Origin of the sequence: Streptomyces nymphaeiformis, assembly GCF_014203895.1 — a bacterium.
GTDB lineage: Bacteria > Actinomycetota > Actinomycetes > Streptomycetales > Streptomycetaceae > Streptomyces > Streptomyces nymphaeiformis.
The window spans coordinates 297,804-317,490 of record NZ_JACHJY010000006.1; the positions used below are offsets into that span (position 1 = coordinate 297,804).

General features: G+C 73.8%; 18 protein-coding genes. 6 read left to right on the forward strand and 12 right to left on the reverse strand.

Features of this window, described 5'->3' with window-relative positions; all coding sequences use genetic code 11:
- The first annotated feature begins 50 nt into the window (after positions 1 to 50).
- Complete coding sequence (locus tag GGE06_RS21965) at positions 51 to 890, forward strand: DMT family transporter (protein WP_116159255.1); 840 nt, start codon at positions 51 to 53, stop codon at positions 888 to 890.
- On the opposite strand, the gene pdxR is transcribed toward GGE06_RS21965, so the two are convergent.
- The gene (gene pdxR / locus GGE06_RS21970; RefSeq protein WP_184931522.1) at positions 877 to 2,334 is read right to left on the reverse strand and encodes a MocR-like pyridoxine biosynthesis transcription factor PdxR; all 1,458 of its coding nucleotides are present in this window, start codon (positions 2,332 to 2,334) and stop codon (positions 877 to 879) included. The two genes, GGE06_RS21965 and pdxR, sit on opposite strands and share 14 nt — an antisense overlap.
- A 47-nt stretch (positions 2,335 to 2,381) precedes the next feature.
- On the opposite strand from pdxR, the gene GGE06_RS21975 reads away from it, so the two are divergent.
- Both GGE06_RS21975 and GGE06_RS21980 read left to right on the forward strand, forming a co-directional pair.
- Positions 2,382 to 2,882, forward strand: a complete 501-nt coding sequence (locus tag GGE06_RS21975; RefSeq protein WP_184931523.1) for a carboxymuconolactone decarboxylase family protein — start codon at positions 2,382 to 2,384, stop codon at positions 2,880 to 2,882.
- Positions 2,879 to 3,622: an isocitrate lyase/PEP mutase family protein gene (locus GGE06_RS21980; protein WP_184931524.1), complete on the forward strand. Its 744-nt coding sequence runs from the start codon at positions 2,879 to 2,881 to the stop codon at positions 3,620 to 3,622. The genes GGE06_RS21975 and GGE06_RS21980 overlap by 4 nt, the downstream gene beginning before the upstream one ends.
- On the opposite strand, the gene GGE06_RS21985 is transcribed toward GGE06_RS21980, so the two are convergent.
- The 6 genes from GGE06_RS21985 to GGE06_RS22010 form a co-directional block, all read right to left on the reverse strand.
- Positions 3,616 to 4,464: a serine/threonine kinase C-terminal domain-containing protein gene (locus tag GGE06_RS21985; RefSeq protein WP_181924539.1), complete on the reverse strand. Its 849-nt coding sequence runs from the start codon at positions 4,462 to 4,464 to the stop codon at positions 3,616 to 3,618. The two genes, GGE06_RS21980 and GGE06_RS21985, sit on opposite strands and share 7 nt — an antisense overlap.
- A 352-nt stretch (positions 4,465 to 4,816) precedes the next feature.
- Positions 4,817 to 5,185 carry a hypothetical protein gene (locus tag GGE06_RS21990; RefSeq protein ID WP_184931525.1) on the reverse strand — a complete coding sequence of 123 codons (369 nt, stop codon included), beginning with the start codon at positions 5,183 to 5,185 and terminating at the stop codon, positions 4,817 to 4,819.
- On the reverse strand, positions 5,178 to 6,914 hold the full coding sequence (locus tag GGE06_RS21995) for an AbeC-like domain-containing protein (protein WP_221518394.1): 1,737 nt from the start codon (positions 6,912 to 6,914) through the stop codon (positions 5,178 to 5,180). The genes GGE06_RS21990 and GGE06_RS21995 overlap by 8 nt, the downstream gene beginning before the upstream one ends.
- Positions 6,915 to 7,089: 175 nt before the next feature.
- Positions 7,090 to 8,079, reverse strand: a complete 990-nt coding sequence (locus GGE06_RS22000) for a malate dehydrogenase (protein WP_116159261.1) — start codon at positions 8,077 to 8,079, stop codon at positions 7,090 to 7,092.
- Positions 8,080 to 8,439: 360 nt separating this feature from the next.
- On the reverse strand, positions 8,440 to 8,937 hold the full coding sequence (locus tag GGE06_RS22005; RefSeq protein WP_116159262.1) for a DUF3017 domain-containing protein: 498 nt from the start codon (positions 8,935 to 8,937) through the stop codon (positions 8,440 to 8,442).
- Position 8,938: 1 nt separating this feature from the next.
- Positions 8,939 to 9,799 (reverse strand): bifunctional methylenetetrahydrofolate dehydrogenase/methenyltetrahydrofolate cyclohydrolase, encoded by an 861-nt coding sequence (locus GGE06_RS22010; protein ID WP_116159263.1) that lies wholly within the window; start codon positions 9,797 to 9,799, stop codon positions 8,939 to 8,941.
- Between the two features lie 248 nt (positions 9,800 to 10,047).
- On the opposite strand from GGE06_RS22010, the gene GGE06_RS22015 reads away from it, so the two are divergent.
- Positions 10,048 to 10,773 (forward strand): RDD family protein, encoded by a 726-nt coding sequence (locus GGE06_RS22015; protein ID WP_116159264.1) that lies wholly within the window; start codon positions 10,048 to 10,050, stop codon positions 10,771 to 10,773.
- Positions 10,774 to 10,860: 87 nt separating this feature from the next.
- Here the strand turns inward: GGE06_RS22015 and GGE06_RS22020 are convergent, their stop codons facing one another.
- From GGE06_RS22020 to purN, 3 genes are all read right to left on the reverse strand, one after another.
- Entirely contained in the window at positions 10,861 to 12,336 is a 1,476-nt protein-coding gene (locus GGE06_RS22020) for a DUF2079 domain-containing protein (protein WP_376773572.1), read from the reverse strand.
- A gap of 92 nt (positions 12,337 to 12,428) precedes the next feature.
- Positions 12,429 to 13,994 carry a bifunctional phosphoribosylaminoimidazolecarboxamide formyltransferase/IMP cyclohydrolase gene (gene purH, locus GGE06_RS22025; RefSeq protein WP_116159266.1) on the reverse strand — a complete coding sequence of 522 codons (1,566 nt, stop codon included), beginning with the start codon at positions 13,992 to 13,994 and terminating at the stop codon, positions 12,429 to 12,431.
- Positions 13,969 to 14,598: a phosphoribosylglycinamide formyltransferase gene (purN, locus tag GGE06_RS22030; protein WP_116159267.1), complete on the reverse strand. Its 630-nt coding sequence runs from the start codon at positions 14,596 to 14,598 to the stop codon at positions 13,969 to 13,971. Before purN ends, purH begins: the two co-directional genes overlap by 26 nt.
- Positions 14,599 to 14,816: 218 nt before the next feature.
- On the opposite strand from purN, the gene GGE06_RS22035 reads away from it, so the two are divergent.
- Positions 14,817 to 15,542: a hypothetical protein gene (locus tag GGE06_RS22035; RefSeq protein WP_116159268.1), complete on the forward strand. Its 726-nt coding sequence runs from the start codon at positions 14,817 to 14,819 to the stop codon at positions 15,540 to 15,542.
- Here GGE06_RS22035 and GGE06_RS22040 read toward each other — a convergent pair whose 3' ends face one another.
- Positions 15,543 to 17,099, reverse strand: a complete 1,557-nt coding sequence (locus GGE06_RS22040) for a cell division protein PerM (protein WP_184931527.1) — start codon at positions 17,097 to 17,099, stop codon at positions 15,543 to 15,545. It abuts the gene before it with no gap.
- Positions 17,100 to 17,218: 119 nt separating this feature from the next.
- On the opposite strand from GGE06_RS22040, the gene GGE06_RS22045 reads away from it, so the two are divergent.
- Positions 17,219 to 18,643: a helix-turn-helix domain-containing protein gene (locus GGE06_RS22045; RefSeq protein WP_184931528.1), complete on the forward strand. Its 1,425-nt coding sequence runs from the start codon at positions 17,219 to 17,221 to the stop codon at positions 18,641 to 18,643.
- A 140-nt stretch (positions 18,644 to 18,783) separates the two neighbouring features.
- Here GGE06_RS22045 and sucD read toward each other — a convergent pair whose 3' ends face one another.
- Positions 18,784 to 19,668: a succinate--CoA ligase subunit alpha gene (sucD, locus tag GGE06_RS22050; RefSeq protein WP_116159270.1), complete on the reverse strand. Its 885-nt coding sequence runs from the start codon at positions 19,666 to 19,668 to the stop codon at positions 18,784 to 18,786.
- Positions 19,669 to 19,687: the final 19 nt, after the last annotated feature.

Below are 19,687 nucleotides of genomic sequence, written 5' to 3' on the forward strand. Positions count from 1 at the left end.
GGCCGGTGATTTCCGGCCTCAGGATCTAGAGTCCTTTCGTGCTACTCGGGATGATTTGCGCGCTCGCCTCGTCCGTCTGCTTCGGCGCGGCCTCGGTGCTCCAGGCGATGGCGGCCCGCGCCGCCGAGCCGGGGACGGGCGGTGGCGTCGACGTCGCGCTGATGTGGCGGGCCCTGCGGCAGTGGCGCTATCTCGCCGGCCTCGGGGCGGACGGTCTGGGCTTCGTGCTGCAGATCGTGGCGCTGCGGACGCTGCCCATCTACGTGGTGGGCGCGGCCCTCGCCGCGAGCCTGGCGGTCACGGCGGTCATCGCCTCCCGTGTCCTGAACGTGCGGCTGCGCCGGGTGGAGTGGTGGGCCGTGGCCGTGGTCTGCGCGGGGCTCGCGATGCTGGCGCTCGCCTCCGGCAAGGAGGGCCACCGGGACGGTTCGGAGGCGCTGCGCTGGGCGCTGCTCGGGATCTCCTTCGGGGTGCTGCTGCTCGGCGTCGTGGCGGGGCGGCTGCCGGAGCGGTCCCGTGCCCTCGTCCTCGGCCTCGGGGCGGGGTTCGGCTTCGGGGTGGTGGAGATCGCCGTCCGGCTGATCGACGGCATCGACTTCACCGACCCCGTCTGGTACGCGCTCCTCGTCGGCGGCGGGGCCGCGTTCATGCTGCTGACCTCGGCGCTCCAGCGCGGCTCGGTGACGACAGCGACGGCGGGCGCGGTGCTCGGCGAGACGATCGGACCCGCGATCGTCGGGGTGGCGTGGCTCGGGGACCGTACGCGGGAGGGGCTCAACTGGCTGGCGATCCTCGGCTTCGCCGTGGCGGTGGCGGGCTCCCTGACCCTGGCCCGCTTCGGCGAGGCACCGGCGCCCGAGCCGGCCCGGGAGCCGGTCACCCCGTCGTGAGGTCCCCTTGCGGCAGCACCCCGCACAGGGCCTGGAGCGCGCCCTGCCAGCCGCTGTCCGGGGGTGTGGCGTAGCCGACGACGAGGCCGTCGAGGGTGGGCGGCACCGCGGGGCGGCGGAACCGGTTGACGCCCTGGACGGCCAGGCCGCGCCAGGCGGCGGCCCGCAGGGTCGCCTGCTCGGTGCCGGGCGGCAGGGCCAGGACGGCGTGGAGGCCGGCCGCGATCCCGCTGACCCGGGTCTCCGGCGAGTGCTCGGCGACGGCCGCCACCAGCTGGTCGCGGCGGCGCCGGTAGCGCAGCCGCATCGCCCGGACGTGCCGGTCGTACGCCCCCGAGCGCAGGAACTCGGCGAACGCCAGCTGGTCCGGCGCGCTCGACGACCAGTCCGCGGCCCCCTTCGCCGCCGCGACCTCCTCGGCCAGGCCCTGCGGCAGGACCATCCAGGCGAGGCGGAGCCCGGGCGCCAGGGACTTGCTCGCGGTTCCGAAGTAGACGACGCGCTCGGGGTCGAGGCCCTGGAGCGCGCCGACCGGCTGCCGGTCGTAGCGGAACTCCCCGTCGTAGTCGTCCTCCAGGACGAATCCGCCGGAGGCCCGCGCCCAGTCGACGACGGCCGCCCGCCGGTCCGGGGGCAGGGCGCCGCCGAGCGGGTACTGGTGGGCGGCCGTCATGAGGACGGCCCCGCACCCGTCGAGTCCGGACAGCTCGTCGGTCCGCGTGCCGCGCTCGTCGAAGGACAGGGCGGGGGTGCCGAGTCCGGCCCGGCGCAGGAGGCCGTCGTGCAGCCAGAGTCCGTACGACTCGACGGCCACGTCCCGGACGCCCCGGGCCCGCAGCACCTCGCCGATCAGCGTCAGGCCGTGCACGAAGCCCGCGCAGATCACGATCCGCTCGGGCCGGGCGTGCACGCCCCGGGCGCGGGCGAGGTACTCGGCGAGGGCGGTGCGCAGTTCGGGGCGGCCGCGCGGATCGCCGTACCCGAAGGCCTCGTGCGGGGCGTCGGTGAGGGCCCGGCGGTACGCCTTGAGCCACTCGGCGCGCGGGAAGGAGGCGAGGTCGGGGGTGCCGGACTGGAGGTTGTGCACGGGCGCGCCGGGCCGGGCCCGGCCGGTGCCGGCCGGCGGGGGCGACGGGGGCGATGGGGGCGATGGGGTGGACAGCGCCGGCGTCCGGGGTGCGGCACGGCGGGCGACGCGGGTCCCGGAGCCCTGCCGGGCGGTGAGCCAGCCCTCGGCGACCAGTTCGGCGTAGGCGTCGGCGACGGTGTTGCGGGCCATGCCGAGGTCGGCGGCGAGCGAGCGGGAGGACGGCAGCCGGGTGCCGGCCTCCAGGCGCCCGCTGCGGACCGCTTCCCGCAGGGCGTCCATCAGGCCGGCGCGGAGCCGGGTGCCGCGGAGTTCCAGATGGAGGTCGGCCCCGAAAGTGGACCACTCGTTCGCCATGGAAATGGACCATACTCCTGTGCCACCCGGCTCGTACGGTGGACGGCATGACGACCACCACGAGCACCGCCGTGTACGCCCACGAGCACGCCCCCCGCCTCCCCCTCGCCGAGCACGTCCCCGAGTTCTACCGGGCGATGCTGCGCCTTGAGACGGCAGCCGCGAAGGACATCGACCCGACGCTGTACCACCTGATCAAGCTCCGGGCCTCGCAGGTCAACCGCTGCGCGTTCTGCATCGACATGCACAGCAAGGACGCACTGGCCGAGGGCGAGAGCATCGAGCGGATCGTGCAGCTGGCCGCCTGGGAGGAGTCCCGGCACTTCTACACCGAGCGCGAGCTCGCCGCGTTCGCGCTGACCGAGGCCGTCACCGTCCTCACCGACGGCTTCGTGCCCGACGAGGTGTACGCGCGGGCAGCCGAGCACTTCGACGAGACCGAACTCGCGCGGGTCATCGCCGCGATCGTCACGATCAACGCCTGGAACCGGATCGGCGTCACCACCCGCATGACGCCCGGCCACTACACCCCGAAGGCCGCGTCGTGAGCACCGGGGAGCCGCGGGCCGAGGTGCTGCGGGCCCTGCACCGGGGCCGGCCCGCGGACCGGCCGCTCGTGCTGCCGGGACCGTGGGACGCGGCGAGCGCCCGCACCTTCGAGGAGGCCGGCTTCCCGGCCCTCGCCACCCCGAGCGCGGGGATCGCCGCCTCCCTCGGGTACGAGGACGGGGCGACGCCCGCCGAGGAGATGTTCGCCGCGGTGGCGCGCATCGTCCGGGCGGTGTCCGTCCCCGTCACGGCGGACCTGGAGGGCGGCTACGGGCTGTCCGCCGCCGAACTCGTCGAGCGGGTGCGGGAGACCGGCGCGGTCGGCGTGAACCTGGAGGACGGCGAGGGCGCGGGCGGGCTCAAGGACCCCGGGGCGCACGCGGAGTGGCTGGCGGAGGTACGGGCGGCGGCCGGGCCCGGGCTCTTCGTGAACGCGCGCGTCGACACGTACCTCCGCGAGGGCGTCGCCGACCCGGCCGGGGACGCGGTCGCCCGCGCCCGCCTGTACGCGGAGGCGGGCGCGGACTGTGTGTACCCGATCATGGCCCCGGCCGCCGACCTGCCGGGCCTGCGGGCGGCCCTCGGCGACCTGCCGGTGAACGCCCTGTCCCTCCCGGACGGCCCGTCCTTCGCCGAGCTCGGCCGCCTGGGGGCGACCCGCGTCACCTTCGGCCCCGGCCTGCTGTTCCGGTCCCTGAGCGGGCTCGCGGACCTGGCGGCCGAGGTGCGGGCTCAGTAGGCCCCGGGACGGAAGAACTCCAGGGCCACGCGGAGCCGTTCGCGCTGCTCGGGCCAGTCGGCCTCCGGGCCGGCGGCCAGGATCGCGTACTGGTTGCCGTCCGGGGCCGTGAAGGCGCGGTCGACGACCTTGCGGCGGCCGCCCTCGCGGTCGTACGCGTACACGAGCTCGGCGGAGTCGGCCGGCGCGCCGGCCTCGCCGGAGACCCGCCCGAGGCTGATCTCGGAATACCCGGGCTTGTTGGTCCGCCCGTCCTCGGAGGCCCCGCGCAGCGCGTCGTACGGCGTCATGCCCGCGCCTTCGATGACGAAGACCTGGATCAGGCTCCGCCCGTCGGGCGCGTTGTAGAACACGCCCTGCTCGTTCTCGGTCCGGTTCCAGCCCTCGGGAACGGCGATGGTGAAGCCCTTGAGGTCCTGCTGGGCGCGGTAGCCGGGCGGGGGGACGTCGTCGAGGGGCGTGTCGGAGGGGGAGGGGGTCTCCGAAGGGGCCTGGTCCGGAGGCTCGGTGGCCGTGCCCGTGGCCGTGGCGGTGGCCGAGACGGAGGCCGGAGGCCCGGCCGCCGGGCTCTTCCCGCCGGCGCCCCACACCATCCAGGCCGCCACGGCGCCGCCCACGACGACGGCCCCCGCCACCCCGGCCACGAGAACGCCCCACGGCCGGGGCCGGGCCGCCGGGACGGGCGGAGCGGGGTACTGCCAGCCGCTGACGTCGTGGACGAACTCCGGGGCGTAGCCCGGCGGAGGCGGCGGAGCCGCCCCGGGCCAAGCGAACGCGGTCCCGGCGGCCGCGCCGCCCTCGGGGACCACAGGCCCGGCAGCCGAGCCGCCCTGCGGGACCACGGGCCCGGCAGCCGCGCCGGCCCCCGGCACCAAAGGCCCGGCGGTTGCACCACCCTCCGGCACCACAGGCCCAGCAGTCCGCCCGGGCCACGGGACCACGGGCTCAGAAGCCGAGCCGCCCTGCGGGACCACGGGTCCGGCAGTCGCGCCGCTCTCCGGGACCACAGGTCCGGCAGCCGAGCTGCTCTCCGGCACCACAGGCCCGGCGGCCGCACCGCCCTCCGGCACCACAGGCACCGGGGTCGTCGGCGCCGGGGCTCCGGTGTCCCACGCGGGGGCCGTTCCCGCTGTCCCCGGCTCCCCCGTCTCCCAGCTCTGCGTCTCGTCGTTCCAGCGGGCCTTGCCGGTCATCTCATCCTCCGAGCAGGGCGCCGACGGCCTGGCCGACGGCCACGCCCGAGGCGAGGATGCCCGTCACCGCGCCCGCGTCCGTGAGGGCGCGGCGCAGGGCGGCGAGGCGGCCGGTGCCCGCGCTGCCCGTGCCCTCGATCTCGTCCTCCGCGTCGGAGAGTTCGGCGTCGAGCGCGGCCGTCTGCTCCGAGGGGACGACGCCCCCCAGGTCCGCGCGGAGCCGGCGGATGGCCTGGAGGAGCTCCTCCTGCCGGGCGTCGCGGGCGGGCTCGGCGCCGTTCACCGTGCTGGTGACGGTGTTGTTGTCGCCGATGACGACGTTGCCACTGGTGTTGGTGACGTGAACGCCGTTCGCGGTGTTGTCAGCCACGGTCGCCTCCGGTCGTGGAAGTGGTGAAGGTCTTGCTGGTCACGGTGTTGTGGTGCCCGACGGTCACGTTCCCCTTGGTGTTCTCGATGAACGTGCCGCCCTCCGCCACGTGCACGATCTTCTGCTCGAACTCGGCCGTCTCGTACCCGGCTTCGCGCAGCGCGAGCGTCACGCCGTTCGCGACCCGGTCCTGCACGCTCTTCAGGTAACGGCTGACGTCCATCTCCTGGAAGAGGGAGGCCTCGTCGTCGGATCCGAGCTCGCGGACCGAGGCCCACGGCCCCTCGGGCAGCGCGCCCGCGTGGCCGCCGGTGAGCACGCGCCACAGCTGGACGACGGAGCGGCCGATCGTGACGAGGGCGTCGCCGACCGAGCGCGGGGTCCGTCCGAGCGCCCAGACGGCCTTGCCGAAGTAGTGGTTGTGCCGGTAGCGGTGGGCGATCCGGTCGGCGTACCGGTAGAGCGGCTTCACCGGCCGCAGGACGTGCGGGGCGACCTCCAGCATGAGCATGCCGCCCTGGGTGTGGACGCGGACGAAGACCGTGGTGACGATCTCCTCGCCCCAGCCGCCGACCCGGATGCGGAGGAAGTGCCGGCGGGTCTCGCCGCCCTCCTCGATGGAGCGCGAGCGGTGCGCCTCGAAGCCCTCGGGGGTGTACGGCGCGTCCGTGCGGGCCGGCAGTCCGTCGACGGGCAGGAAGACCACCTCGTCGATCTCCAGCTCGCGCAGCCGGTCCCGTACGGCGGCCTGGAGCTGCGGCGAACCGTGCGTGGAGGGCACGCGGAGCGCCTCCAGGAGGGGGACGACGTGCCGCAGGACGGCGCTGTTGTCGAGCGGTTCGGGCGTCTTGCCGTCGAGGTTCTTGCGGGGGCGCAGCTCGACGGAGAGCGACCAGGGCTCGTACGGGGAGCCGGCGCCGCAGAACGGGTCGTGGGAGCCGTACATGATCAGCCGGGCGTGCTGCTCGACCCGGATCCGGTCGCGGAGCCGGCGGAAGCGGGCGCCCTCGGCCTGTTCGGCCGGGTCGGAGCGCTGGTCGGCGAAGCGCTCGCGGGACAGCTCCTGGGTGAGCGCGCGGGCGAACTGGCCGCGCTGGACGGCGACCGCCCAGGCCACGAGGAGCGGCACGGCGATGGTGATCCACACCTCGAGCGGGCCGACCTGCCACAGCTCCTCGGCGACGAAGCTGACCGCGAGGGCGAGGAATTCGCCCGTGTCGGAGAGCGCGCCGGCGGGCTCCCAGCCGGACTCGTCGTCGGCGAACGCGAGGGCGAGGAGGAACAGCGCGGACTGGGCGAACATCAGCCGTCCGTACCAGCGCAGCAGGAACGCGGCGACGACCCGGTACACGGGGGCGACGGCGGGGCCGCGCACCCAGCGGGCGAGGGAAAGGAACAGGTAGGGGGTGAGGACGAGGGCGACCAGGCCCTTGGTGAGGGGGATCGCGACGATCCAGAGGGCGAGGATGCCGGCGGCCCAGGCGAGTTCGACGCGGCGGGCGCGCAGCGCGTGGGCGAGGACGCGGCTCGCGTCGTGGCCGAGGGAGGGGGCGGCGAAGCGCTCCTCGTGGACGTAGAGCTCGTCGATGACCGCGTCACGGAAGCGGTCGTCGAGGTAGGTGCCGGCGCAGAGCAGCCGGGTCGCCTCGCTGGCGGCGGGTAAACGGCGCGGGTCTACGGCGGCGGACGGCGGTCCACTGGGCTGGTGAGGTACGAACGACTGCGCCAAAACTCCCCCGATTGAGTGGAACTGTCCATGTTTCCCGCCGAGTTGGCCAGGAACCGGTGGGACAGCATAGGGGAGGCGGGCACTCCGCGTCGGCCCGGAAAAACGGCGCCCCCGGGCCGTACGGTCGGTCGTACGGCCCGGGGGCGCCGAGAGCGTGAAGCTACAGCAGTCAGCTTCAGATGAGGCCGAGCTCGCGGACCGCGTCGCGCTCCTCGACGAGCTCCTGGACGGAGGCGTCGATGCGGGTGCGGGAGAACTCGTTGATGTCCAGGCCCTGGACGATCTCGTACTTGCCGTCCTTGCAGGTGACCGGGAAGGAGGAGATCAGGCCCTCCGGGACGCCGTAGGAGCCGTCGGACGGGACGCCCATGGAGGTCCAGTCGCCCTCGGCGGTGCCGTTGACCCAGGTGTGGACGTGGTCGATGGCGGCGTTGGCGGCGGAGGCCGCGGAGGACGCGCCACGGGCGTCGATGATCGCGGCGCCGCGCTTGGCGACGGTCGGGATGAAGGTGTCGGCCAGCCACGCCTGGTCGTCCACGACCTCGGCCGCGTTCTTGCCGGCGATCTCCGCGTTGAAGATGTCCGGGTACTGGGTCGCGGAGTGGTTGCCCCAGATGGTGAGGCGCTTGATGTCCGTGACCGAGGAGCCGGTCTTCTGGGCCAGCTGCGTCAGGGCGCGGTTGTGGTCCAGGCGGGTCATGGCGGTGAAGCGCTCGGCCGGGACGCCCTTGGCGGCCGACTGGGCGATCAGGGCGTTGGTGTTGGCCGGGTTGCCGACGACCAGGATCTTGATGTCGTCCGCGGCGTGCGCGGCGATGGCCTCGCCCTGCGGCTTGAAGATGCCGCCGTTGGCGGCGAGCAGGTCGCCGCGCTCCATGCCCGGGCCGCGCGGGCGGGCGCCGACGAGCAGACCGATGTTGGCGCCCTCGAAGCCCTGGTTCGGGTTGTCGAAGATGTCGATGCCCTTGAGCAGCGGGAAGGCGCAGTCGTCGAGCTCCATGGCGGTGCCCTCGGCGGCCTTGACGCCCTGCGGGATCTCGAGGAGGCGAAGCTTGACCGGCACGTCCGCGCCGAGCAGGTGGCCGGAGGCGATGCGGAAGAGCAGCGCGTAGCCGATCTGGCCGGCCGCGCCGGTCACGGTGACATTCACGGGAGTGCGGGTCATGGCGATCTCCGTAAGACAGCTGGCGGTGGGGGTCCCTGCCCCTGATGCTGGACGGCTCCCCTGATCGACGATCGATCACGTGATCGATCGGTGTCTCGACGTGAAGAGATATCCAGCGGTCAGGCTATCCGACCCGGACCCCCGCGAATCCCCATCCCCTTGTGGTCCGGCTCACTGCCACCCGTCCGGGGACGGTCACCGGCGGCGGATGCGGGGCCGAGATAGCGGAATGGTCACTTCCGTGCCACAGCGCGCCGACGGAGCTTGTACCCGGCTCGGCGTGCACATGACCCTTGAACACGACGGCGCCCGCCCTCCCACGGGGGAGAGGGCGGGCGCCGTGCCGCACGACCCGTGCGGCTAGGTGACCGTGAGGTGGAGGACGTCCTCCAGGAACGGGATCCGCAGCCACGGGTGCGGCTGCACCATGAGCGCGAGCAGCACGATCAGACCGCCCATCACCCCGTACGTGATCATGTCCGTGAAGCGGGAGCGGACGGCCAGCATGCCGACGGACGGCAGCACCCGCCGCATCGCCGCGCCCGCGAGGAGCGCCGTCCCGACGAGGATCGCGCCGACCCGGAAGGCCTGCGGGAACGGGTCCGTCCCCACCACGAGCAGGCCGAGCCCGGCGAGCACGAGGACGGTGAGCAGCGGCCACTGGCGCGCGGGCGCCGGGGCGTCGCCGGGGGCCGCGCGGCCGCCGCCCTCGGGGCGCGCGGTGTCGGTGGTGAGCCGCTGCCGCGGCCCCTTCGCGCCGCCCTCCGCGGCGACGCCCGCGACCTCCGCGCCGCCCGCGCCGTTCACGGCTTCCGGGCCGTCCGGGTTACCGGGTGTCCCCGGGGTCCCGGAGGTCACCTCAGAGCGCCGCGGCCGCGCGCTCGGCGGCCTCGACGACGTTGACGAGGAGCTGCGCACGGGTCATCGGGCCCACGCCGCCGGGGTTCGGGGAGATCCAGGCGGCCACCTCGGCGACGCCCGGGTCCACGTCGCCGAGGATCTTGCCCTCGCCGTTGCGGGAGACGCCGACGTCGAGGACGGCCGCGCCCGGCTTCACGTCCTCGGGCTTGATCAGGTGCGGCACGCCGGCGGCCGCGACGATGATGTCGGCGTTGCGCAGGTGCGCCGAGAGGTCCCGGGTGCCGGTGTGGCACTGGGTCACGGTCGCGTTCTCGGAGCGGCGGGTCAGGATGAGCGGCATCGGGCGTCCGATGGTGACGCCGCGGCCGACGACGACGACCTCGGCGCCGTTGATCTCCACGCCGTGGGCGCGGAGCAGGGTGACGATGCCGTTCGGCGTGCAGGGCAGCGGCGCGGGCTCGTTGAGGACGAGGCGGCCGAGGTTGGTCGGGTGCAGACCGTCGGCGTCCTTGGCCGGGTCCATGAGCTCCAGGATGCGGTTCTCGTCGATGCCCTTGGGCAGCGGCAGCTGGACGATGTAGCCGGTGCAGGCCGGGTCCTCGTTGAGCTCCCGTACGACCGCCTCGATCTCCTCCTGGGTGGCGGTGCCCGGCAGGGTGCGCTGGATCGAGGCGAGGCCGACCTGCGCGCAGTCGCGGTGCTTTCCGGCCACGTACTTCTGGCTGGCCGGGTCGTCGCCGACCAGGATCGTGCCGAGACCGGGCGTGATGCCCTTCTCCTTGAGGGCCGCCACACGGACGGTGAGATCGGACTTGATCGCGGCTGCGGTGGCCTTGCCATCGAGAATCTGGGCGCTCATGGAGACATCCTCCCGGATGACCCCCGCGTTGTTCCAATTCGCCCGGACGGAACGGCCGCCGATACGGAGCGACAGGTTGCACTTGCACAACTTCGGTACGTATCGACTGGACAAAATCTCGCCGTTGCCACCACGATGACCGCGCAGTATCGCGGAAAGTGCCGGGGGGTATCCGCTCACATGCCGTGAAAGTCCTCCGCGCGGGCCGCGTCGTCCCCGCACAAGGAAATTCACGGAGGAACCCCTCGATGAGCTTCGGCGACCCGAACAACCCCTACGGCCAGCCGCAGGACCCGAACCAGCAGCAGCCCGGCTACGGCTACCCGCAGCAGGCCCCGCAGGGCGTTCCCCAGCAGGGCTACGGCTACCCGCAGCAGCCGGGCGCGCCGGGCGCGTACCCCCAGGCCCCGGGCACCATCCAGGCGAACAACGGCTACATCAACGTGCACGGCCTCGGCACCGTGCAGGTCGCCTCGATGGGCCTGCGCTTCGCCGCTCGCCTGATCGACGGTGTCGCCATCGGCATCTTGTACTGGATCCTGTCGGCCATCGGCGTGGCCGGCGCGGTGGGCGCGGCCAAGAGCGTCGAAGACTGCACCGCCATGGACCCGGCGTCCTCGGCGTACCAGACCTGCCTCAACGACCAGGCCGAGGCCGTCGGCGGCATCTTCGCCGCCTTCTTCGGCGTGCTCCTCCTGCTGAGCATCGCCACCATGCTCTACGAGTGGCTGATGATCGCCTTGGTCGGCGCCACGCTCGGCAAGATGGCGCTCGGCCTCCGCGTCGTCAAGGAGAACACGGGCGGCAAGCCGGGTCTCGGCGGCGGCTTCATCCGCTGGATCATCCCGACGCTCGGCTCGATCGTCTGCGGCATCGGCCTGCTCCTCGTCTACCTGTCGCCGTTCTTCGACAGCACCGGCAAGACGCAGGGCTGGCACGACCGTGCCGCCGGCACGGTCGTCATCAAGAAGTAATCCCGCAGCGGGTACCCCGCTGCTCCGAGGGCCGTCCGGCACAGCGCCGGGCGGCCCTCGGCCGTTGTCCGCGGGCTCAGGTCCGTTTCAGGACCGCTTCAGGACCGCGAAGCCGTCCGAGCGGTAGGCGATCTCGTACCGCGCCTCGGGGTGCAGCTGCGCGGCCAGCTGCGCCGGATCCGACACCTGCTGACCCCAGCCGCGCAGGTCGAAGGCGAGGTAGTCCGGGGTGGCGCCCTTGGACGTGCCCACCCAGTAGACCCGGTGGCCGGCCGTGAGGTGCGCGAGGAGCGAGACGTCCGCCTCGACGCTCACCCCCTCCGGGACGGCGTCGACCGCCGCCCGCGCCTCCAGGGTCCGGCTGTCCGTCCTGTACGTCTCCGGCTTCGTGAGCTCCCGCAGCGGCAGGTTCGCGGCGAGGACGAGCCCCACCGCCGTCGCCACCGGGATCACGACCTTCCCGTACGAGACGAGCCAGGCACGCGGCGAGGTGCGGACCGCGCGGACGCCGTCCACGAGGGCCAGGAAGACGACGGGCATGAGGATCGCGCTGTAGTGCCAGTGCATGCCCCAGTGGTTGGGGTCCTGGGAGAGGAAGCGCCAGCCGAGGGTCGGCAGGACGAGCAGGATCAGCGGGGAGCGCAGGGCGAGGAAGCCGGTGATCGCGAGCAGGTAGAACACCATCTCCCACCGCTCGCCCGAGGCGAGGGCGTCGCCGATGACCTGCCCGAAGGAGGTGTCGGCGCCCTGGCCGGTCTTCTCGATCTTGGACCAGTAGTCGTACTGGCCGAGCTTGCTCGCCGCCGGGATCAGGACGAGGACCGTCAGCGCGAAGGCCGCCGTGCCGAAGCCCGCCAGGGCCGCGCCCAGCTTCTTCTGGCCCTTCAGGAAGAGGACCGCGCCGACCATGGCGACGGTGAGGCCCATGTCCTCCTTGACCAGGACGAGCGGGGCCGACCAGGCGGCGGCCGCGGTCCAGCGCCCGAGGAGCAGGGCCCGGCAGGCCAGGGCGAGCAGCGGGACGGCGAAGGCGATCTCGTGGAAGTCGGACTTGACGGCCTCCTGGAGGCCCCAGGACAGCCCGTACGCGATCGTCAGGCCGATGCCGGCGGCCCGGCTGCCGAGGATCTGCTGGGTGGTGCGGCCGACGACCACGGCGGAGGCGGCGAAGAGCGCGGCCTGCCCGAGGAGCAGCGAGGCCGGGGAGGGCCAGATCCAGTAGAGCGGCGCGAGCAGCGCGGTGACGGGGCTGAAGTGGTCGCCGAGTATCTGGAAGCCGGGGCCCTTGATGTCGACGACGGGCGCGCGGAACTCGGCGTACGCCCTGACCGACTGCCCGAAGATCCCGAGGTCCCAGGAGGGCGTGCGGAAGTGCGCGTACTGCACCCAGGAATAGAGGAAGTACAGGCCGCAGAGGACGCCCGCGAGGATCAGGTACGGGCGGAGGGGGGCCGGAGAGAGGCCCTCGGACGGCTCGGCGTCGGTGGACTCCGCAGCGGGCCTGTTCAGTACGTCCAACACCACGTCCCCCACTACCGGCGGCCGACAAAAGAGCCAACCCATTAGAACAGAGTCCACCCGATCGGCGGAGTCGCCGGGCACGCGCACAGGGCCCCCGCGAGCGCGGGAGCCCTGTGTTCAGCGTGGGGTCACCGTCAGTGGAAGAAGTGACGCGTGCCCGTGAAGTACATCGTCACGCCGGCCTTCTGCGCCGCCTCGACGACGAGCTCGTCGCGCATCGAGCCGCCCGGCTGCACGACCGCCTTCACGCCGGCCGCGGTGAGGATCTCCAGGCCGTCGGGGAAGGGGAAGAAGGCGTCGGAGGCGGCGTACGAGCCGCGCGCCCGCTCCTCGCCCGCCCGCTCGACGGCCAGCTTCGCGGAGTCGACGCGGTTGACCTGGCCCATGCCGACGCCGACCGAGGCGCCGTCCTTGGCGAGCAGGATCGCGTTGGACTTGACCGCGCGGCAGGCCTTCCAGGCGAAGGCGAGCTCGGCGAGCTCCTCGGCGGAGAGCGCCTCGCCGGTCGCGAGGGTCCAGTTCGCCGGGTCGTCGCCCTCGGCCTGGAGGCGGTCGGTGACCTGGAGGAGGGCACCGCCGTCGACGGGCTTGACCTCGACCGGGTTGGCCGGGGCGCCCTCGGCCTTCAGGACGCGGATGTTCTTCTTCTTGGCGAGGATCTCGACCGCGCCGTCCTCGTAGCCGGGGGCGACGATGACCTCGGTGAAGATCTCCGCGACCTGCTCGGCCATCGCGACGGAGACCGGGCGGTTGACGGCGATGACGCCGCCGAACGCGGACAGCGGGTCGCAGGCGTGCGCCTTGCGGTGGGCCTCGGCGACGTCGGCGCCGACCGCGATGCCGCACGGGTTGGCGTGCTTGATGATCGCGACGCACGGCTCGGCGTGGTCGTACGCGGCCCGGCGCGCGGCGTCGGTGTCCGTGTAGTTGTTGTAGGACATCTCCTTGCCGTGCAGCTGCTCGGCCTCGGCGAGGCCGCCCGTGCCGTCGACGTAGAGGGCGGCGCCCTGGTGCGGGTTCTCGCCGTACCGCAGGACGTTCTTCCGGGCGTACGTGGCGCCGAGGAAGTCCGGGAAGCCGGAGTCGTCGGCGGCCGCGTAGTCGTCGGCGAACCAGGAGGCCACGGCCACGTCGTACGCGGCGGTGTGCTGGAAGGCCTCGGCGGCGAGCCGCTTGCGGGCGGTCAGGTCGAAGCCGCCGGCCTGGACGGCGGCGAGCACGTCCGCGTACCGCTCGGGGCTGGTGACGATCGCGACCGACGGGTGGTTCTTGGCGGCGGCGCGGACCATCGACGGGCCGCCGATGTCGATCTGCTCGACGCACTCGTCCGGGGTGGCGCCGGAGGCGACCGTCTCGCGGAACGGGTAGAGGTTCACGACGACGAGGTCGAAGGGCTCCACGCCGAGCTCGGCGAGCTGCTCGCGGTGCGACTCCAGGCGCAGGTCGGCGAGGATGCCGGCGTGCACGCGCGGGTGGAGGGTCTTGACGCGGCCGTCGAGGCACTCGGGGAAGCCGGTGAGCTCCTCGACCTTGGTGACCGGAACCCCGGCGGCGGCGATCTTCCCGGCGGTGGAGCCGGTGGAGACGAGCTCGACACCGGCCTCGTGCAGACCGCGGGCCAGCTCCTCGAGCCCCGTCTTGTCGTAGACGCTGACCAGCGCGCGGCGGATGGGCTTAACGGTGTCCGTGTTCACCGACATGAACCTTTCGTCCCTCAATGCGGTAGCCGTGCCGGGCGAGACGCCCCACGACGTCGACGAGCAGCGAGCGCTCGACTTCCTTGATGCGCTCGTGCAGAGCGGCTTCATCGTCCTCGTCCCGCACCTCGACCACGCCCTGGGCGATGATCGGGCCGGTGTCGACACCGTCGTCGACGAAGTGGACGGTGCATCCGGTGACCTTCGCGCCGTAGGCGAGGGCGTCGCGCACCCCGTGGGCACCGGGAAAACTGGGCAGCAGCGCCGGGTGGGTGTTGACGACCCGGCCGCCGAAGCGGGCGAGGAACTCCTTGCCGACGATCTTCATGAAACCGGCCGAGACGACGAGGTCCGGCTCGTACGCGTCGGTGGCCTCGGTCAGCGCGCGGTCCCACTCCTCGCGGGTCGCGTGGTCCTTGACCTTGCACACGAAGGTCGGCAGTCCGGCGCGCTCGGCGCGCTCCAGGCCGACGATGTCCTCGCGGTCGGCGCCGACCGCGACGATCTCGGCGCCGTATCCCTCGGGGTCGGCGGCGATGGCGTCGAGGAGGGCCTGCAGATTGGTACCGGACCCGGAGACCAGGACGACGAGGCGGGCGGCAGCCACTGGGTCACTCTTTCCGTGGTGTTTGTACGGTCGTACGAACGAATCGTGCCCCTCGATACGGGGAACCCTACGAATGGCCCGACGGCAGCAACGATACCGGCACACAGGACGGCCCCCACGGGACGGGGGCGGAGCAGAGCGGTAGCGTCAGGGTCCGACGCCAGCAGGGGCCGTGGACGCGGCCGCGGTCACGACGACAGAGGGAAGACGTTCAGCAGATGCCGGAACGCCAGTCCACGGACGACAACAACCCGTTCGCGCCGCCGCCCGAGGGCCGGCCGGATCAGCCGTGGCAGCCGCGGCGACCGGAGGGCTCGGACGACGACACGTCCGGCACCCCGGACTCGTCGGGGCCGTCCGACGGCCGCTGGAGCCCGCGCCAGCCGGGCCCCTCCCAGGACGGCTTCGGGCGGGGTCCCGAGCGCCGGCAGGGGGGCGGCCAGGGCGGCCCCGAGGGCGGACCCGGGCAGGGCCCCGGACTCCGCTGGGACCCGACGGACCCGGCGCAGCGACGCGCGCGGTACGCGATCCTCTCCGGCATGTGGGGCTTCTTCTTCGCGATCTTCGAGATCCCGGAGCTGGCGCTGCTGCTCGGCGCCCTCGGCCTCTACTGGGCGATCAGCTCGCTGCGCGCCAAGCCGAAGGCCCCGGCCGCGGAAGTGTCACCGACGTCACAGACGCCGGCCCCGCCCGCGGCGGCCCAGACCTCGGGTCAGGGCGCGACCGCCGCGACCGCTCCGCTGCGCTCGATGCGGACGGCGGCGATCAGCGGCCTCGTCGCGTCGAGCCTGGCGCTGATGATCGTCGCGGTGGGCTTCACGATGCAGCTCGTCTACCGGGACTTCTACGAGTGCCGCGACGACGCCCTGACCCACGCGGGCCAGCTGGCCTGCAACGACCTCCTGCCGAAGCCGCTGCGCGCGGGCTTCGGGGTGCGGGAGTAGTCAGTCGGTGGGGGGTGGCGGCGGGGGTGCTTCCCAGGCCGCCGGGAGGTAGTCGTACGGCTCGAAGGCGGGATCGTCGCCGAAGGGGTCGGCGTACGGGGCGGGGCGCGGGGCCGGGTGGGGAGCTGGGTGAGGGGTTGGGTGAGGGGCATCGCCGCCGTCCGGGTCCGGGCCGGTGCGGGTCTCCTCGCCCCCCGCGGCCTCGGGTGCCACGGCGTCCACGGGTCCGGGCGAGGCGGCGACGGGCACGCCGACGGTGACGGGGGCGGGTACCGGAGCAGGGGCGGGCAGCACGGGCGCGGGGGCGCTTGCGGCGGGGACGGGCGCGGGCGCGGGAGCGCGCTCGGGCCTGGGCCTCTCGGAGCGCGGCACCCGGCGGCCCCAGGCCCGCACCCCCAACGCCACCGGCACCCCCGCACCCACGCCCCACAGCACCGCCGCCGCGCCCGCCTGCCACCACACGGGGCCGAACGCCGAGAGCCGGCCGATGCCGAGCGGGCCGCCCGCCGCGCCCGCCAGGACGGCGACGGCCGCCCCGCACCCCCAGGCCGCGCCGAGCGCCGCCAGGGCCGCCTCCCGAGCCGCCCAGGTCCGTGCCGCGCGGCCCACCAGGCGGCCCTGGAGCACGGCGGCGACCAGCGGGACCGCCGCGGTCGCCCAGTGGACCCAGGTACCGCGGCCCTCGGCGGGCAGCGCGGCGAACAGTGGGAAGGGCGGCACGGCCGGGTCGCCGACGAACCCGAGGGGCGTCGCGAGGGCCCCCGTCCCGAGGGTGAAGCCCGGCCCGAGGCCGTACGCGGCTCCCCAGACGGCCGCGTTCGGCAGCAGCGCCAGGACGAGCAGCAGGACCGTCACCCGACCGGACCACTCCCCCGCGAGACCTTCGAGCGAGGCCTGTGCGCGGGCCGCGTGCCAGGCGAGCGAGACGGCCGCGGCGACCGCGCCGCCGGCGAGCAGCGTCAGGGTCCCGAGCCCGGCGGCGCGCAGGGCGGCGGCCGCCTGCCGCTGCCCGGGCAGGGGGCGGCCGAGGGCCGTCCAGACGCCCGTGCCCGCGGCGCCGGTGACGACGGCGGGGAGCCAGAGTCCGGCGGTGACGAGGTCGGCGGGCAGGGGACCGCTCTCGCTGTAGACGACGACGCCGGCCGCCACGAGCAGGTACCCCCCTGCGACGGCGCCGAAGGCGCCGCCCGGCGAGGGGCGCGGCCGGACCACGTCGTCGCCCGGGTCGAGGGTGTCGCGGGCGGCCCGGTGGACGAGCCAGACGGGCAGGGCGACGAGCAGCAGCGGGACGACGCCGAGGGGGGCGGGGAGGCCGGACAGGGTGTCCGTACGGACCAGGTCGACGCCGTGGGCGAGCAGCCAGATCCCGGCGGCGACGTGCAGGGCGCCGGCGGGACCGCTGTCGGGGTACGGGGAGCTGATCCAGGCCGCGATCACCAGGACGGCGAGGGCGCCGAGACCGAGCCCGGCGGCGACCGCGCCCCGGACGCAGGCGGTGGCGAGCGCGGCGGAACGGCCGCCCTGGACCAGGGGGTGCGGCTCGGTCACATGGGTCACGGGGCCATGCTGCCAACGACACGCGCTTTCGCCGCGTAACAGGCAAACCTCCGTTGTGTCGCTCAATATACGTTTATGTACTTTTCCGCCCAGAGCAGCTCTGCGGGAGGTCGACGCCGATGAGCCGGAGCACCGCGGATTCCGCATCCTCCGCCGCCCTGCCGACCCCGAAGGAGCGGCGCAGGTTGCGTGAGGCCCTCGCCCTCACCGAGGAGCAGGTCGCCGAGGCCATGGGCGTCACGAAGGCCACGATCAGATCCTGGGAAACGGGCCGCTCAGCTCCCCGAGGCCGCAAACGCGAGGCGTACGCCCGCCTGCTGGGCGAGGGAGAGGCCGGGGCACACGCGGCGCAGGCACAAGCACAGGCCGAGGCCGAGGCCCAGCCGGGCCGGGCCGAGGCGCAAGCGGTGCGGGCCCAGGCGGAGGCAGTGCAGGCCCGGGCAGAGGGCGTGCAGGCCCGGGCAGAGGGCGTGCAGGCCCGGGCAGAGGGCGTGCAGGCCCAGGCCGAGGGCGAACCGGGTCGGCCGCAGGCCGCGGCCGAGGCGCAGGCCCATGTGGCTCGGCCGCAGGCACAGGCACAGCCCCCCGCTTCGGGGAACGTGCGGCCGCGGGCTGCGGGCAAGCGGGCCGCCAAACCGCCTCGGGGGCCGGTCCCGGTTCCGGGGATCGCCGCCGGGCCCGGGCGGAACGGGGCCTCCAAGGAGCCCGAGCGGCTGAAACCGGTGGATGCCCCGGCCGAACCGGGCCTCACTCCCGAGGAGGCGTTCGACGCGCTGTACGCGTACGCCGCGCCGGGCCTGGTCCACCAGACGTATCTGCTGACCGGGCGCCGCAGGCTCTCCCGCGAGGCCGTCGAGCGCGCGTTCCACCACGCGTGGGACCACTGGCCCGAGGTCGCCGTGGACGCGGACCCGGTGGGCTGGGTGCGGGCGACGGCGTACGAGTACGCCCTCTCCCCCTGGCACCGGTTCCGCCGCGCCCACAAGCACCCCGACGCCCCGCCGACCGAGGCGAACCGCCGGGCGCTGCTCGGCGCGCTGCTCGAACTGCCGCCGCCGTACCGCCGTACCGTCCTGCTCTACGACGGGCTCGGCCTGGACCTGCCGGAGACGGCCGCCGAGACGGAGGCGAGCACGCCCGCCGCCGCGAACCGGCTGCTGCACGCCCGTACGGTCATCGGGAAGCGGCTGCCCGAGCTCGCCGAGCCGGAGGCCCTGCACCGGCGCCTGAGCGCGCTGGTCGCGGAGGCCCCGACGGCGACCCTGCCGGCCGCCCGTACGGTCCGGTCGGGCAGCGAGCGCCAGCGCCGCAAGTGGACGCGGGTGGTGCTCGGCGTGACGGCGGTCCTGATCGGCGTCACCGGCTTCACGGCGGCGACCGCGCCCACCCGCTACATCCCGGTCAACGCCCCCGGCGAGACCGTCAACGGCGTGCCGGTGCGCGGCGGCCCGCAGAAGCTCCGCCCGGAGGACCTGGAGCTCCGCGAGAAGCTGCGCTCCGAGCCCAACCCGGGCCCGGAGCGGCTGGTCCCGGCGGTCGAGTGACCCTTTCCGAAACGAAGCGGGCCCCGCCCCCACCCGGTTTCCCAGGAGGGGGCGGGGCCCGCTCACGTACTGCCCGCCGTCAGGCTGCCGTGCGAATCAGCCCGATCAGCGGATTCAGCCGTTTCGGCCGTTTAGCCGATTCAGCCCGCGAGGATCGCGCGCGCCAGCTTGGCCGTCTCGGTCGGCGTCTTGCCGACCTTGACGCCGGCGGCCTCGAGGGCCTCCTTCTTCGCCGCGGCGGTGCCGGAGGAGCCGGAGACGATGGCGCCGGCGTGGCCCATGGTCTTGCCCTCGGGCGCGGTGAAGCCCGCGACGTAGCCGACGACCGGCTTGGTGACGTTGGCCTTGATGAAGTCGGCCGCACGCTCCTCGGCGTCGCCGCCGATCTCGCCGATCATGACGATCAGGTCGGTGTCGGGGTCCGCCTCGAACGCCGCGAGGGCGTCGATGTGCGTGGTGCCGATGACCGGGTCGCCACCGATGCCGACGGCGGAGGAGAAGCCGAGGTCACGGAGCTCGTACATCATCTGGTACGTCAGCGTGCCGGACTTCGAGACCAGGCCGATGCGGCCCGGCTTCGTGATGTCGCCCGGGATGATGCCGGCGTTGGACTGGCCCGGGGTGATGAGACCGGGGCAGTTCGGGCCGATGAGGCGGGTCTTGTTGCCCTTCTCGACGGCGTACGCGTAGAACGCGGCCGAGTCGTGGACGGCGATGCCCTCGGTGATGACGACGGCGAGGGGGATCTCGGCGTCGATCGCCTCGACGACGGCGGCCTTCGCGAAGGCCGGCGGCACGAAGAGGACCGAGACGTTGGCGCCGGTCTCCTTCATGGCCTCGGCGACGGTGCCGAAGACCGGGACCTCGGTGCCGTCGAAGTCGACCTTGGTGCCGGCCTTGCGCGGGTTCACGCCGCCGACGATGTTGGTGCCGTCACCCAGCATGAGCTTGGTGTGCTTCATGCCCGTGGCACCGGTCATGCCCTGGACGATGACCTTGCTGTCCTTGTTGAGGAAGATAGCCATGGCTGTGGTTTCCCCTGTC